We start from the raw sequence: 16399 nt of genomic DNA, 5'->3' as shown, positions 1-16399 counted from the left end.
TTTTTGCTTCATTTTATTGATTGATTGAAAGAGCTTTAACATCTGGTAGTTTATGACTATATTGATTATAGATTTATAGCAGTTTATAAATTAGCATCAGCCTTTTTGATTAATTTTAAAATCCATTGATTTTCTGATTCTTTATTTGCCGAATAATTAATAATTAAATAATTCTGGAAATTTGAAAATGTGGAGATTAGTATCAGCTTTTTTTCTAAAATTTCAAACTCATTTAATTCTTGAAAAATCAGCAAAATGATTTCTTATTAATTAGTAATTTTTCTCGCTTGCTCTAACCAATTATCATATTTTTGTTGATGATTTTTTACCCATTCTTGAGCATGGCGGAGAATATCTTCTGGTTGGTCTTCTCCATCTTTAATACGTAAACTTTCAACATTCATATCTGCCACTGGAATTTCAACTAATTCAAACCATTTTCCTGCCACTGGATTTGCTTCTAAGAATTTTTTATTAGCCACAAGATGTTGTTGTAGTAAGGGAAAGCCCAGATTTTTTCCATCTAGAGATGTATCTTTTTTACTTAGATTTCCCATAGATTCTGGTAGGAAAGTAAAAGGAACTTCTAACCCAATTGCATCTTCCCCTGGCTTTAAAACTGTATATATCTAATGGGGATTATAACCATAATAAATAATAGATTTTCCTTGTTTATAGCGAGTAATAGCATCTGCTAGAAGAATTGTATATTGGCCTCGATTCTGTTCAACTGTATCTTGTAATCCATAAGCTTTAAGTTGATTATCTATAATTAATTCACAAGCCCAACCAAGATTGCAACCTACTAAATTAGCTTTACCATCTCCATCGGAGTCAAAAAGTTTAGCAATTTCTGGATCTTTTAATTGTTTAATATTAGTAATATTATATTTATCCGCTGTTTTTTTATCAATTTGATATCCACTTCTTCCGTTAGGAGTTAAAATTCCAACTCCTTCTAATTTGTCTTCTCCACCAGCATTTTTCAAGAATTTTTCGTGTCCTGGTAAGTAATAAATAACGCTATAATCTAAGTCTCCATTACCTATAGAAATATAAATAGCAGGTCAAATCATATTGTTATATTGCCTTTTTTTACTTTATATAGCGGTTTTCACAAAGAGATACTACGGTAAAAATTATAGATATGCACCAAGCAGGTAAAAATTGTAAAAATAGTTGTATTCTATGTTAATGAAAACCGCTTAAAATCCTTTTAGTTAAGATTTTGTAGTAATGAAATATTCTCTGATTGACTATTAAAAATTTTTGACTGCTACTTTAATTAGCAGCTTGTTTAGCTGTTTCTAACCAACTATCATAAATTTGCTGATTATTTTTTATCCATTCTTGAGCATGACGCAGAATATCTTCTGGTGTATCTTCTCCCTCTTTGATACGTAAACTTTCAAAATTCATATCCACAATTGGAATTTCAACTAACTCAAACCATCTTTTGGCAACTGGGTTGACTTCTAAAAATTTTTGATTCGCTACTATACGCTGTTGAAGCAGGGGAAAGCCAAGATTTTTTCCATCTAGAGATGTATCTTTTTCACTTAAATTTTCCATAGATGACGGTAAGGAAGTGAAAGGTACTTCTAGTGAAACTACATTTTCATTTGGTTTTAAAACTGTTGATATCCAATGAGGATCGTAAGCATAATAAAGAATTGGTTTCCCTTGCTGATAACGAGTCATTGCGTCTGCCAAGAGAATTTCATATTGTCCTTGATTATGTTCTACAATATCTTCTAATTCATAATTTTTAAGATGATGATTGATAACTAATTCACAAGACCAACCAGGGTTACAACCAACTAAATTTGCTTTCCCATCTCCATCGGAATCAAAAAGTTTGGCTATTTCTGGATCTTTTAATTGTTCAATGTTAGTAATGTTATATTTATCAGCTGTTTTTTTGTCTATTTCATATCTTTGTATTCCATTAGGGGTTAAAGTTCCAACTTTCTCTAACTTTTCTTCACCACCAGCATTTTCAAAGAATTCATTGTGTTGTGGTTCATAGTAAACACTGCTATATTCTAAATCTCCATTGGCAAGAGAAATATAAATTGCTGGATATTCAATTTGTTTTGGTCTTTCAACTTTATAGCCAAGTTTTTCTAAACCTATATTCACTACTTCAGTTTGAAATAATTCTTGTATCCAGCTACTATTAGCACTCCGAATAGTAACTGTTTCAGAATCAGGAACTTGTTGGCAGGAAGTAAAAATTACTAATAAGCTGGTGAGAATTGTTCCTAGAATAGTTTTGAGATATTTTTGTTTCATTGTGGTTTGATGGAAAATTTTTTCATCAATAGTATTTTATACTCTCAGCACTAAAGATTTATAGAAATTTGAGAATAGGCAAAAGGCACTATATTTTGATTCAACTGGCAAATTTTGAATAAAAAAGGCTCTACTAATTTCCTCGACCAAAAAGCACTTATCAGACCAGTTTTAAGTTTATTAAAAAAATATAAATTGGTGGTTATTGGAGACAGTGAAATTCACGGTGTCGAATTATCTTACTGGCTAAAAATTAGAGCTATAACTCAAAAAATTAATTTCATCTTCGGACAAAAACAAGATACTAAAGAAAACCCCGTCAAAAATACCAGCCATTGAGTAATTTACCTGTATCTCCAGGAACAAAAATATTTTTAAGTAACATCAATATTACTCAGAACAAAGGATTGGGATATTTTAATTTAGTTGCTTATTGGAAACGAAAATATAAAAACAAGATGGAAAAGGAGCCTTGGTAGTTGTTGACAAATCTTGAAAGTTTAGATGAAGTTCTCAAATTTTATCGGTCGATAATGGGTATTGAAGCTATGTTTAAAGATTGTAAAACAGGGGGATATAATCTAGAAGGAAGTAGAGCTAATACACAACGTATTACCAATCTCATTTTACTAGTTGCAATTGCTTATAATGCTTAATGTTACCATGGTAATTGCCTCAAAAAGTCAGGAGGTCAAAGATATATTTTTCGACTAAAAGAACCAGGGCGAAAAGATAGAATACATAGCAATTTTTGGGTAGGTATGTATGGTTAATTGTCGGTCATAGCTGGGGAATATTTAGTTGAAATTGTCACAGATATGATGAATTTTAATTCTCAGAAAAAGTCTCATGATCAAAGGGGATTAAAAGCTCTGTCAATGTTAAATCATATTTAATTATTTACCCGAAACGTCTGACTATTCATCTGATTATTAAAAATTTTTTAATTGACTTACATAAATGTTTTGAGAGTAATTTACTTGAACAATAAATCAACGCATTGTGTTGGTATGGGTGAGCGAAGTTCACCCACACCCTCACTAATAATAATTATCATTCTCACAAAACCAGTCAATTTTTCACCCTTGCTTATATCCTTTAAACCCTTATCCCACAATAGCTTTGAGGTGCTTATCACCCCGTGAGACTGAAAGCTTATGAAGATTTTTCCTACTTAACTAGCTTCTTTTCTGGCATTGTCAGAAAAGAAGATGATTGAGAGAATGATCAGCGTCTAAAGTTCAAGGAAAAATGCAATGGAATGTCCAGAATGCCACAGTCACCACATCCATAAAAATGGTCACGCGAACTCTGTCCCTATAATTCATCTTTTAATCTGACAACGCCTCTTTTCTTGCTACCTCCAACCAATTATCATATTCTTGTTGATGATTTTTTACCCACTCTTGAGCATGACGCTGAATATCTTCTGGTTGGTCTTCACCCTCTTTAATACGTAAACTTTCAGCATTCATATCTGCAACTGGAATTTTGACTAATTCAAACCATTTTTTGGCAACTGAGTTAGCTTCTAGGAATTTTTTATTAGCAACAATACCCTGATCGCCTTTAGGAAGGCCAAGATTTTTACCATCTACTGATGTATCTTTTTCACCCAGATTTCCCATAGATTCTGGTAAAGATGTGAAAGGTACTTCTAACCAAACTACATCTTCTTCTGGTTTTAAGACTGCAGATATCCAGTGAGGATTATAGGCATAATAAAGAATAGGTTCACCTTTTTGATAACGAGTAATAGCATCTGCTAATAAAATTGTATATTGGCCTCGATTATGTTCTACAGTATCTTCTAGTCCATAAGCTTTAAGGTGATGGTCTATGGCTAACTCACAACCCCAACCAGGATTACAACCAACTAAATTTGCCTTACCATCTTTATCTGAGTCAAAAACTTGAGCAATTTCTGGGTCTTTTAATTGTTGAAGGTTAGTAATGTTATATTTATCGGCGGTTTTTTTATCTATTTGATATCCTTGAATTCCATTAGGAGTTAAAATTCCCACTCCCTCTAATTTTTCTTCACCACCGGCATTTTCAAAGAATTTTTTGTGTCCTGGTTGGTAATAAACAACACTATAGTCTAAATCTCCATTGGCTATGGAAATATAAAGTGCCGGATAATCAATTTCTTTTGGTTTTTCGACCTTGTAGCCTAATTTTTCTAAACCTATATTTACAACTTCGGTTTGAAATGATTCTTCTATCCAATTACTATGAGCACTCCGAATAGTTAAACTTTCATTATTTGGTGATGTTTGACAGGAAGTAAAGACTATTAATAAGTTGGTCAAGATTATTCCTAAAATAATTTTGATGAATTTTTGTTTAAGTTTCATTTTTATTAGATTGGCAAATTTTACATTGATTGAATATTTATTTGATGATAATTTTTTCTTTGTATAATAGAGTAGGCGATTTACAGTCTAGAGAACATAATTTTAAATTAAATTTTAACTGTACTTATCTAGATATTCAGTCGGTTTGAGCTATTACCCTAGCTTAAATTAATCAGTTAATTTTGTAAATCTACTTTACTAATCATCTCTATGATTCTTTAAATTTAGGATATAATTAAAGTTTGCAGTGAAAATTTTAAAATTAAAATCATGGCCAAAAAATTACAGGTAGTCCTGAATCAAGATGTGAAAAAATTGGGAATATCAGGAGATGTGGTAGAAGTAGCTCCTGGTTATGCTCGTAACTATTTGATTCCTCAGAAAATTGCTTTTCGTACTACTCCAGGTGTTCTTAAACAGGTAGAACGTCGTAGAGAACAAGAGCGACAAAGACAAATAGAATTGAAACAAGCAGCAGAAGCTCAAAAGACGGCTTTGGAAACAGTTGGTCGCTTTAAAATTGCTAAACAAGTTGGTGAAAATGATGCGATTTTTGGTACTGTTACTGATAGAGAATTGGTGGATTTAATTAAGGAAAATACTGGTCAAGAAATTGATAGACGTGGCGTTACTTTGCCAGAAATTAGCAAGGTTGGATTCTACAAAGCTCAAATTAAACTTCATCCAGAGGTAACTGCTGAAGTAGAGATTCAAGTTGTGGGTAGCTAATTTTAAAGTCAAAAGTCAAAAGTTAAAAAGAAATTAGGGGTTATGCAAATAAATACTCTAGTGCCACACTAAATCTAGATTTTATGACTCGAAAATGTGTAAGTATCCTTTGATCGACAGTCTTTGACTTTTGACTTTAGTCCAACTGTAATATTCAGCAATTGGATTGAGTATGAATTTTTCTACCAACCAGAGTAATTTAAACTCTGACTCCCTACTCCTTATTTACTGTTCAAATAAATTTGAAATAATTGTAGGTACATCACAGATGTCTAGCGATCGCCTACCTCCCCAACCCAAAATATTGAAGTGGAAGAAGCTATTTTAGGTGATATTTTCCTCGACTTTAATATTCAACAATTGGATTGAGTATAGATTTTTCTACCAGAGTAATTTAAACTCTACTCCCTACTCCCTACTCCCTACTCCTTATTCCCTTTTCAAATAAATTTTAAATAATTGTAGGTAAATCACAGATGTCTAGCGATCGCCTACCTCCCCAAAATATTGAAGCGGAAGAAGCTATTTTAGGTGGTATTCTCCTCGACCCAGAAGCTATTAACCGAGTCACAGAGTTATTACGCCCAGAGTTTTTTGCTATTGAAGCTCATCAAATTCTTTATAAAGCAATGTGGCAACTTTATAATCAGGGCAAACCTACAGATTTAATGACTGTTACCAGTTGGCTTACTGACAATAATCAATTAGAAAAAATTGGCGGACAAGTAAAAATAGTTCAACTATTAGAACGAACTGTTTCGGCGGTTAATATCGACCAATATGCTGTTTTAGTTATTGATAAATATATCCGCAGAAAATTAATTCAAGCGGGAAATGAAATTTTTGATTTAGGGTTTCAAACAGCTACTGAATTAAAAACTATTCTTGACCAAGCTGAACAAAAAATATTTGCTCTGACTCAGGATAAACCACAACAAGATTTAGTTCCTATTTCTGAAACTTTAATTAATACTTTTCAGGATATTGAAGATAGAAATGAGGGAGTTGCTTTACCTGGTCTTGCTTGTGGTTTTTATGATCTAGATGCAATGACTGGAGGTTTTCAACGTTCGGATTTAATTATTGTAGCTGGTCGTCCATCAATGGGAAAATGTGCTGCTTATGACACTTTAGTTTTGCAAAAAGATGGCAGTTTAATTACTTTGGCAGAAGTTTATCAAAGGCAGGAAGTAGAATTATTAACTCTAGGGAAAAATTGGAAGTTTCAGATGACTAAACCTTCTGCTTTTATTGATGATCGAATTAAGCCAGTTTTTAGAGTAAGAACAAGATCGGGAAGATTTGTAGAGACGACAATTACTCATCCTTTTCTAACAGTTGATGGTTGGAAACCTTTGGCAAAATTACAGGTAGGAGAAAAAATAGCTGTACCCCGTCGGTTAGATATTTTTGGTAATGAAACAATTCCAGAAAATCAGTTTGCTTCTCTGATTGATTCTGATAATTTCTGTCTTTCTCCTATTGTCTTTAAATTAGAAAAATCAAAGTTAGCTTTATTCATTAGATATTTATTTTCCCTGGATGGATGGGTAAAAATCTTGGAGAGTAGGGAAGTATGTTTTGGTTATTCTGTGGTGAGTGAAAAGTTGGTTAGGCAAGTACAACATCTTTTACTCAGATTTGGAATTATTGCTGCTATTGAAAAAGTCGAAGAGGGTAAAAGTAGGAAAGGAAAGACGAATAAAAAATTGTGGCATTTAACTATTACAGATAAAGTATCAGTCAAAAATTTGGTGGCAGATATTGGTGATTTTCCATCTATAAATTTAGATTTATCCTTTAGCAGATTAAATTTAGTCAGAAAGGATAATTTTTGGGTTGAAGAATTAGAAAATACAGAAAATTTCTGGGATAAAGTTCTTGTGGTGATGGAAAAGTTTGCTGCACCTATAATTCTTTCAGCACAGGCTAAAAGTTTGAAGGAAAAGGCGGAGCAAAATTTCGAGCATTTCACTACTACTATTAGTAGTTCTCCATCAGAAAATTTGGATTTACTAACAAAAAAAAATTACTTGATTGAAAAACTCAAAAATTGGGAAATTTTCGGGAATGAAATTGTGCGTGTGATGGAAAAATTTGCCACATCTAGATGGTTTTCACCAGAGAGGAGAAACGGCACAAGACAGGCGGATAAAAATTTCGGACATTTAACTACTAATGATACTTTCGGTGGGAAAAATCTTCTGGCAGATATGAAAAATTTTCTATCTATAAATCTAGATTTCTCCTCTAGTAGATTAAATTTAGTCAGACCAGATGGTTTCTGGGTTGAGCAACTAAAAAATACTGAGATTTTCGGAAATAAAATTACTTCTGTAACGGAAAAGTTTGTCGAATCTAGATGGTTTTCACCAGGGAAGAGAAATGCCACAAGACAGAAGGATAAAAAAATTAGTCATTTAACTACTACTGATACTTTATCTGTGAAAAGTGGTGTGGCAAATATTAGTAGTTCTCTATCAGAAAATTTGGATTTACTCACAAAGAAAAATTCCTTGGCTGGAAATTTTAAAGATTGGGAAATTTTTAGGAATGAAATTAATTCTGTGACGGAAAAATTTGGCATATCTAGATGGTTTTCACCAGGGAAGAGAAATGCCACAAGACAGAAGGATAAAAAAATCGGTCATTTAACTACTAATGATACTTTCGGTGGGAAAAATCTTCTGGCAGATATGAGAAATTTTCCATCTATAAATCTAGATTTATCCTCTAGCAGGTTAAATTTAGTCAGACCAGATGGTTTCTGGGTTGAGCAACTAAAAAATACTGAGATTTTAGGGAATGAAATTACTTCTGTAACGGAAAAGTTTGTCGAATCTAGATGGTTTTCACCACAGAGCATAAACGGCACAAGACAGACGGATAAAAATTTAAGACATTTAACGACTTATGAGACTTTATCTATGAAAAGTGGTGTGGCAAATATTGGCAGTTCTCTATCAGAAAATTTGGATTTCGACTCCGACAGATTTGATTTAGCTAAACCAGAGAACTCCTGGAGGGAACAATTAGAAAATAGGGATATTTTATGGAGTGAATTGGTTAGTCTAGTGGAAAATTTTGCCGAATCTAAAAGTCGGTCGGTAAATAGTAGAAGAGAGAAAATAACCTCTCCTAAAAATTCAGAGAATTTAACTACTACTGATACTATATGTGGAATAATTTTTCTGGCAGATATGGGAAATCTTCCATCAGAAAATCTGGATTTTAACTCCGACAGATTCAATTTAGCTAAACCGGATAATGCCTGGAAGGAACAATTAGAAAGTAGGGATATTTTCTGGAATAAATTGGTGAGTCTGATGGAAAAATTTGCTGAATCTCAAAATCAGTTACTTCAGGGTAGAAGTGTCAAAGGAATGTCGGATAAAATTTCAGAGAATTTAACTACTGCTGATACTATCTGTGGAAAAAATCTTCTGGGAGATATGAGAAATTTTCCATCTATAAATCTAGATTTCCCCTCCAACAGATTAAATTTAGTCAAACCACAGAATTCCGGGAGCGAGCAGTTAGAAAATGACGATATTTACTGGGATGAAATTGTTTCAATAGAACCAGCGGGAAAAAAACAAGTATACGATTTGACCATACCAGAAACTCATAATTTTGTAGCTAATGATATTTGCCTTCATAACACCAGCTTTGCTGTAAATATTGGTCATAGTATTGCAGCTAATCTCAAATTACCAGTGGCAATTTTTAGCCTAGAAATGTCTAAGGAACAATTAGTATTAAGACTATTAGCAAGTGAAGCAAAAATTGAAAGTAATAGATTGCGTTCCGGGCGAATTAGTCAGAGTGAATGGGAACCTTTAACTTCCGCTATTGGTACTCTTGCCGAGATGCCAATTTTTATTGATGATACTCCTAATATTACTGTCAATGAAATTCGTTCAAAAGTTAGACAATTACAGAGCGAACAAGGTGGAGCTTTAGGATTAATTTTATTAGATTACTTACAATTAATGGAAAGTAGTAGTAGTGATAATCGAGTCCAGGAATTAGCAAGAATTACTCGGAGTTTGAAAGGTTTAGCACGAGAACTTTCGGTGCCAATTATTGCTTTATCTCAACTTAGTAGAAGTGTGGAGTCTCGAACTAATAAAAGACCGATGATGTCTGACTTAAGAGAGTCTGGTTGTTTGACTGGGGATACTTTAATTTATTTAGCTGATGGTAAACAAATTCCTATTTCTCGTCTGGTTGGTAAGTCTAATTTTTCTGTTTTGGCATTGAATGAAAATACTGGGAAATTTGAGTCGGCTATTGTTAGTCGGGTATTTTATACTGGGGTTAAACCTATATTTTCTTTGCAAACTTCTTCGGGAAAATTGATTAGGGCTACGGCTAATCATCCTTTCTTTTCTATGGGGGGTTGGAAACAGTTAAATAGTCTGAATATTGGGGATTCTCTTGCTATTTTGAACCAAAAAATGCTTAAATATTTAATATTGTATTATGGGCAACTTATGTCTCAAGTAGATTTTGGGCCAAAATATGGTGGAAATTTAGGGTCTGTAGTTAAGTGTCGGGAGTGGGAAAAACCTACTGAAATTGATCTTAACTGGGATAAAATTGTGGAAATAAGACCAGATGGTGAAGCAGAGGTTTTTGACTTAACTGTGCCTGGTCTCCATAATTTTGTGGCGAATGAGATTGTTGTTCATAACTCTATTGAACAAGATGCGGATTTAGTAATTATGCTTTATCGGGATGAGTATTATTCCCCAGATACTCCAGACCAGGGTATTGCTGAGGTGATTATTACTAAGCATCGGAATGGTCCAACTGGTACGGTTAAGTTATTGTTTGACCCCCAGTTTACTAAGTTTAGAAATTTGGCAATAAGAGGGAACAGGGAACAGGGAACAGGGAACAGATAAATCAGTTATCAGTTATGAGGAAAGTTAGAGTGCAGTAAAAGGATGAAAGATTGGAAAGCGATCGCCTTATTCAGTTACCAGTTATCAGTCTCAGAAATTTTTCCCAGGAGTAATATCAGAGATAATTTCATCTTGTGAAGCTCTCACAAAGGTTGTTGTTCCCTCATCAAATATTTCCATCCATCTCTCATAGCGTGGAAAATCACAAACATTTTCATTTTATGAAGCTCACAAAAAAATCTTTCGGCACTCAGCTATCAGCAGTCAGCTTTTTTACTATAGGTAAAAAGATAAAGTATTAGAAAGCGATCGCTCTTTCCATTTTTCTCCCATCATCAAACTTTTCCACCCATCTCTTGTTAGTAGAGAATCACCAACATTTTCATCTTGTGAAGCTCCAGCTAATGATTGTTTTTCCCTGATTAAATCTTTCCATCCATCTATGCTCATGGAAAAACCACCAATTTTTTCATTCTCTGAAGCTCACAAAAAATTCGGCGCGTCAAATAAAAAGTGTGAATCTTAGAAAGCGATCGCTCTTTTTTATCTAGTACCTCCTAGCGTGGAAAGGTACAAACATTTTCATTCTCTGAAGCTCACAAGAAAAAATCGCCGCGTCAAAGGATTTTCCGTTGCCTCCTCACAAAAACTCTGATATTATAAAATCTGTAAGGGTTTGTTCGTCTATACGCATGACTTTTTATTCAACTAAAAATAGTATAGTTTTGAGGGCGATCGCTTTTTCAGTTATCAGTTATCAGCTTTCTATCTAAATTAGCAATCTTCAAAGGATGAAATATTAGAGAGCGATCGCTATTTCTATATATCAAAGAAAGTTAGAGTTTAGGAATAAATAAAGGGTGAGATTTTAAGAGCGATCGCTTATTCCATATTTTGAGAAAGTAAGTTAAATCAAGCAATATTTTCATCAGGGTAATTTCAGCTTCTTAGCTTTAATATTTATCCCCTTTTCAGGTTAAGAATTATTTTTAGTTACTAATCTTCAGTTACTAAATCTATCTAGGTTTGCTAGATTCAGAAACTATCAGATTTAAAAATATGCTTCAGGGGGTTAGTGGTTTTATGTTCTATGTTTATTTGAAAGACAAAACTAATAAGTATAACTAGGCTAACGAACTCAAAAAAAGGTATTAAAAAATATACTAAAAGAGTAGCGGATTCAACTACCTTTAAAGTTAATAACATCAAAGTTAATAATATCAAAAATTGTATCAATAGTACAAAACCCAATTTTAAATAGCCAGGTTCTACATCTAGAAAAATATTACGCCAGTCATCACGAGTTGGACGACGGTATTTAATGAGATTATATAGTAAGGCAAATTGTAACTTTCTATCCAAAATATTTTCAATGTTTCAAATTGAGAGCAGAAAATTCTATATCATTGAGGCGATATAACTCCAATAAAATCGGCACATCTTCATTAGAAGAAGTTTTTAATTTTTCCCTCGCCCAAGAGAGAACAAGATATTTTAATAAAAGTGTTTTTCCAGCTCCAGGTTGCCCTTTAATAGTCAAACGATTATATTTTTTAATCTCATAAAAATTAATTGGTTCATTATTAGCTTTTTCCAAGAATTGCAAATCCACATAAATTTCTTGCAGACTTAAAGAACTATTAGGACGAAAAGGAATTTTTAGTGGTTCGTGTTTATTAATGAGACCTTTTTTATAGCGTTTTAGAGAGAAATTCCAAAACAATTCAAAACCAGAAATTTGATTGTATAACCATTTCCCAAAGGTATTAATGAAATGAGTTACCCAATTGTCTATAGCTTGCTTAAAAACTAACAGAATCAAAAGTGCTAAGGCAGCAAACCATCCCAACCCATAAAAAATATCGTCATTAATTTTTTCCCAGAGATTACTATCTTTTTCCTCCTTGAGTCTTGTGTATTCTTCCTCATAAATTTTAGTAATTTTTGGAGTAGTTAAACCTACAGAATTTTTCTCATATAAATCAATCATTAATCTACTATCCATCGCCTTATCATTTTCAACATGACGTTCGGCATAATCTTTAATTTCTTGAATGATAACTTGCTGACTTTTAATATTAGGTTTAGGTGTCTGAGTGTAACTAGGTAATATCCAACTCCAAGACAATACAATAGTTAATGTCATTGCAAAGCAACTCATCCAAAGCAGTCGGTTAAATTTGCGTCGAAAAAGTTTAGTGTAAAATAAATTATATTTAGGCATATCAAGTTAAAGTTAGAAGTCAGAAGTTAGAAGTCATAAATTAAATTCTTACTTTGTTATTTTGATAAAACTATAAAAAATATTTAACTAATAACTGATTAAAATACAAGGTTTTATACCCAATTATTTTGATAATAGATTTAAAAATTATTATTATAGAAAATTTGTCACAAAATGCCTAATATAAAATCCGGTTGAACAGTCGTCATTGCGACGATAGGAAGGAATATCCGCGCACCCCTGAGATTGCTTCCTTCCACGGAGTAACCGTCGCAATGACTTAATGTAAAAAAAATAGCTGATAGCTGATAGCTGATAGCTGAATGCTTACTAATCAAACACAGGTGGCCAAAGTTCAACAATAAGTAATTCCCACTCACCAAATAATTCAGGAATAGTCAAAATATCTCCATTTTTTAACTCAATTCCTTCACCATTAGAACGATAAACAATAACTATTTATTTGTCAGGATCTATCAATATCCCTACTTCCGCTCCCAATTCTAAATACTTCTTGATTTTCTTTTTTAAAGGTTTAATTATGTCACTTTGAGACTTAATTTCTACCACTAAATCTGGCACTAACTCCCCAAAATAACGAACACTTTTTTTCAAACGTTGGGCACGAACAAAAGAAACATCAGGAACTTTTAAATTAGTATCTGGAAGAATAAAAGCACCACTAGAATCAAACAAACGTCCGAGACGACGTGGGTTAACCCAAGCATAAAGAGAAGCTGCTAAACGAATGCCAATTTCACTAGAAATAATATCCGACGGACTCATAACTAATATCTTTCCTTCATCTAATTCTAATTGATAATCTAAACCTGCTTGATTAAGAGTACCTTGCAATATTTCTAAATCTTTAACTGTGAGATTTGACATATAATTTTTAGGAATTAAAGAATATATAAAAGGGAACAGAGAACAAGTCTCTATCCCCTTTGAATAATTATAATTGCTGATAGCTGAATGCTGAACTTATCCAGCAATTCTCAATAATTCCACATCAAAAATCAGAGTAGCATTAGGAGGTATAACCCCACCAGCACCACTAGCGCCATACCCTAATTCAGGTGGAATAATAAACTTACGACGTTCACCTACTTTCATACTAGCTACCCCTTCATCCCAACCTTTAATAACTCGACCTACCCCAACTTGAAATTGGAAAGGTTGATTGCGATCGCGAGAACTATCAAACTTAGAACCATCCTCTAAAGTTCCAGTATAGTGAACCACAACTGTTTGACCTTTTTGAGGAGTAGCGCCATCTCCTTCTTTCAAGACCACATACTGAAGACCAGATTCAGTAGTAATAGTTTCTTCATTATTTTCAGTCATAATATTTTCTGCCACTTGTTCTTGAACTTCAGTAGAATTTATAGTACTTGGTGTATTTTGAGAAGCAACTGCTCCTTTTTCCGAACCTGTGATTTGAGCAACAATCAAAACTAAACCACAGAATATTACTACCGCCAAACTAATAATAATTCCTCGCAAAATTAATCCTCCTAATTTAAGTTAAAAGTCAAAAATTCTCAGTTGAAGTTTAAATTATAACTACTATATTTTGCAGCTACACTATCGTCAGTTGTAATTTTTCCAATCTCGCAGCTGACCTTATAAAGATTCTAAACAACCTCCCATTTTCTCTAATTTGTATTTTTGAAAAAAAATCAAACAGACAAAACAGAACGTAACTACTGAAAAATTAATAACTATAATATTTGATACTAAAATCAATCTTCCATATAATTAAGTCAAAAACCAAAAATTAATATGAAAGTTTAACTTTAACTAAGATTCCAGATATTGTTAAATGACATAGCAGTCGTCAGGAAAATTAGGACATTCTCACGTCTCTCAAATTTAATCACAGCAAGAATCTAACTTCTAACTTCTAACCTCTTCCTTCTAACTTCTAACTTCTAACTTCTGACTTCTGACTTCTGACTTCTGACTTCATCTATCGCCAGTTACGATTTTCTAAATCTCGGATCTGACGCTCCAAACGGTCCAAACGACCCCGGAGTTCGTCCAATTCCGATTGACGAGGAACACCTATATCCTGCATGACATTCCGCATTTGTCGCTGCATCTGAGTTTCCCAGTTTCCTTGCTCTGACCTAAGTTGCTGCATTATATCATCAACAAAAGTTTTAGCTTGGTCTGGGTTGATAGTACCATCTTTAACCCATTGGTTAGTGACTTCCTGTATTTTTTCGGCCACTAGGGAAGTTGTACCAATGCCGATCATTAAAAGTTGTTTAAGTAGATTTTCAGTATTATTCATATTTATTTTTTTCCTATTTCTATATTTTAGGTATAAAGGAGCAACTAACTGAGAATTAAGCTACAAATTTAAACTGTAGATTAAAAAAGTTGTTGAATTTAATATATCTAGCATAATCAAAATGTCAAATTGTCCTCGTTGTCATCAACCAATTGATAGTCAGGCGATCATTTGTCCGCATTGTCGAGTTTCTCTTAAAGCTTTTGGTCATCCAGGAATTCCTATTTATCACACTCAAACAGAAGAATATTTGTGTAATAGCTGTATCTACCATTTTGATGATACCTGTAATTTTCCTCAACGTCCCTATGCTAAAAATTGTACCCTTTATCACGACCAGTCTGAACCCCTTGTACCTCCTACTAATTTTAATCGTATAAGTTGGTTTGGAACTGTCAAATTTTGGCTTCAAAGAAATACTATTTGGTGGTTATTGTTAAGTTTAGTTCTTATCAGTTTGATAATTTCTTTTTAAAATCCCCCGCTGCTATTTCTGAGGAGGTGAGAATTTTAAAAAATTACAAATTTATTTGAGATGCAGTACAACAGTTTTTTAGGTGCATCTCAGTTTTGAAGAAAGCCAAAATTTATCGCTTTTAGGGAATAGGAAACAGTGAATTAGGGAATAGGAAAAAAGTATTTTTTCAAGATGAAATGCACCCTCAAAAACTGGTAAATCAAACCAGAAAGTTGTACCAAGTTTATATAGTCGTCTTGAATAATTTTTCAGTTATTACTCAATAGATAAAATTTTTTATACCCTGATTCCTTTTACCTAATTCTGGAGTTTAGTTACATCTAAATAATTAACTTTTTCTAATACTATAGTTATTTCAAATAAGAATGAAACACTTTTTTAGCTGAAACTCTTTCAAGGCCATAAATCCGGGTCTCAATCTCAACTGAAATAACTATATATTTGGCTAAAAAAACTGGTAAATAAAATCAGAAAATTGTACCCATTACATATAGTAATAATTTTTCAGCGATCGCCAAATATATAAAAAGTTTAAAACTCTGATTTCTGTTGCCTAATTCTGGAGTTTAGTTACATCTAAATAATTAATTTTCTTCTGATATAGTCATTTCAAATAAGAATGAAACACTTTTCTAGCTGAAACTCTTTCAAGGCCATAAATCCTTGTCTCAATCTCAACTGAAATAACTATATATTTAACTCAAAAACTGGTAAATAAAATCAGAAAACTGTACCCAGTATATATAGTAGTTATAACTTACGCACAGGCACTAAATCTAGTAAGGGCGAATGCCATTCGCCCCTACATATCGGGCTTTCAAGATTAATTTGCGTAAGTCCTGAGTAGTCTTAAATAATTTTTCAGCGATCGCCCAATATATAAAAAGTTTAAAACTCTGATTCCTGTTCCCTAGTTCTGGAGTTTAGTTACATCTAAATAATTAATTTTCTTCTGATACTATATCTGGTCAAAAACTGGCATAGCAGTGGAAAGAAAGGTTAGAACATATCCAAAACTTAAAACTCAGACAACGTAATATTTTAACTTTTAACTTTTAACTTTTAACTTTTAACTTTTAACTTTTAACTTTTAACTTTTGACTTTTG

Annotated in this window: 11 protein-coding genes and 2 pseudogenes; 5 read left to right on the top strand and 8 right to left on the bottom strand. The window is 32.8% G+C overall.

Annotation, left to right across the window (positions count from 1 at the left end):
* Positions 1–266: 266 nt before the first annotated feature.
* Both proX (F6K18_RS12740) and proX (F6K18_RS12735) read right to left on the bottom strand, forming a co-directional pair.
* Positions 267–1055, bottom strand: a pseudogene (gene proX, locus F6K18_RS12740) (glycine betaine/L-proline ABC transporter substrate-binding protein ProX).
* A gap of 226 nt (positions 1056–1281) precedes the next feature.
* A complete protein-coding gene (proX, locus tag F6K18_RS12735) occupies positions 1282–2295 on the bottom strand; it encodes a glycine betaine/L-proline ABC transporter substrate-binding protein ProX (RefSeq protein WP_287521234.1) in 1014 nt (337 codons plus the stop codon).
* A 114-nt stretch (positions 2296–2409) separates the two neighbouring features.
* On the opposite strand from proX (F6K18_RS12735), the gene F6K18_RS12730 reads away from it, so the two are divergent.
* Together F6K18_RS12730 and F6K18_RS12725 are read left to right on the top strand one after the other, a co-directional pair.
* The gene (locus F6K18_RS12730) at positions 2410–2634 is read left to right on the top strand and encodes a hypothetical protein (protein ID WP_287521232.1); all 225 of its coding nucleotides are present in this window, start codon (positions 2410–2412) and stop codon (positions 2632–2634) included.
* Positions 2635–2828: 194 nt separating this feature from the next.
* On the top strand, positions 2829–2951 hold the full coding sequence (locus tag F6K18_RS12725) for a hypothetical protein (RefSeq protein ID WP_275670376.1): 123 nt from the start codon (positions 2829–2831) through the stop codon (positions 2949–2951).
* A gap of 675 nt (positions 2952–3626) precedes the next feature.
* Here F6K18_RS12725 and proX (F6K18_RS12720) read toward each other — a convergent pair.
* Complete coding sequence (gene proX / locus F6K18_RS12720) at positions 3627–4652, bottom strand: glycine betaine/L-proline ABC transporter substrate-binding protein ProX (protein ID WP_287521230.1); 1026 nt, start codon at positions 4650–4652, stop codon at positions 3627–3629.
* Between the two features lie 270 nt (positions 4653–4922).
* On the opposite strand from proX (F6K18_RS12720), the gene rplI reads away from it, so the two are divergent.
* Positions 4923–5381 (top strand): 50S ribosomal protein L9, encoded by a 459-nt coding sequence (gene rplI / locus F6K18_RS12715; protein ID WP_287521228.1) that lies wholly within the window; start codon positions 4923–4925, stop codon positions 5379–5381.
* 476 nt (positions 5382–5857) lie between these two features.
* A complete protein-coding gene (dnaB, locus tag F6K18_RS12710) occupies positions 5858–10291 on the top strand; it encodes a replicative DNA helicase (protein ID WP_287521227.1) in 4434 nt (1477 codons plus the stop codon).
* A gap of 276 nt (positions 10292–10567) precedes the next feature.
* Here dnaB and F6K18_RS12705 read toward each other — a convergent pair whose 3' ends face one another.
* From F6K18_RS12705 to F6K18_RS12685, 5 genes and pseudogenes are all read right to left on the bottom strand, one after another.
* On the bottom strand, positions 10568–10741 hold the full coding sequence (locus F6K18_RS12705; protein ID WP_287521226.1) for a hypothetical protein: 174 nt from the start codon (positions 10739–10741) through the stop codon (positions 10568–10570).
* Positions 10742–11660: 919 nt separating this feature from the next.
* Entirely contained in the window at positions 11661–12437 is a 777-nt protein-coding gene (locus F6K18_RS12700) for a hypothetical protein (RefSeq protein ID WP_287521224.1), read from the bottom strand.
* 408 nt (positions 12438–12845) lie between these two features.
* A pseudogene (locus F6K18_RS12695) lies at positions 12846–13403 on the bottom strand (Uma2 family endonuclease).
* 96 nt (positions 13404–13499) lie between these two features.
* Positions 13500–14021, bottom strand: coding sequence for an FKBP-type peptidyl-prolyl cis-trans isomerase (locus F6K18_RS12690; RefSeq protein ID WP_287521223.1), 522 nt, complete (start codon positions 14019–14021; stop codon positions 13500–13502).
* A 466-nt stretch (positions 14022–14487) separates the two neighbouring features.
* Positions 14488–14814, bottom strand: a complete 327-nt coding sequence (locus F6K18_RS12685) for a phasin family protein (protein WP_202223014.1) — start codon at positions 14812–14814, stop codon at positions 14488–14490.
* Between the two features lie 121 nt (positions 14815–14935).
* Here F6K18_RS12685 and F6K18_RS12680 point away from each other — a divergent pair, with 121 nt between their 5' ends.
* Positions 14936–15289, top strand: a complete 354-nt coding sequence (locus tag F6K18_RS12680) for a zinc ribbon domain-containing protein (protein WP_287521221.1) — start codon at positions 14936–14938, stop codon at positions 15287–15289.
* Positions 15290–16399: the final 1110 nt, after the last annotated feature.

Origin of the sequence: Okeania sp. SIO2C2 (genome assembly GCF_010692625.1) — a bacterium.
GTDB lineage: Bacteria > Cyanobacteriota > Cyanobacteriia > Cyanobacteriales > Microcoleaceae > Okeania > Okeania hirsuta.
Note: the sequence above shows the minus strand (reverse complement) of the source record. Positions and strands in the feature narration are given on the sequence as shown.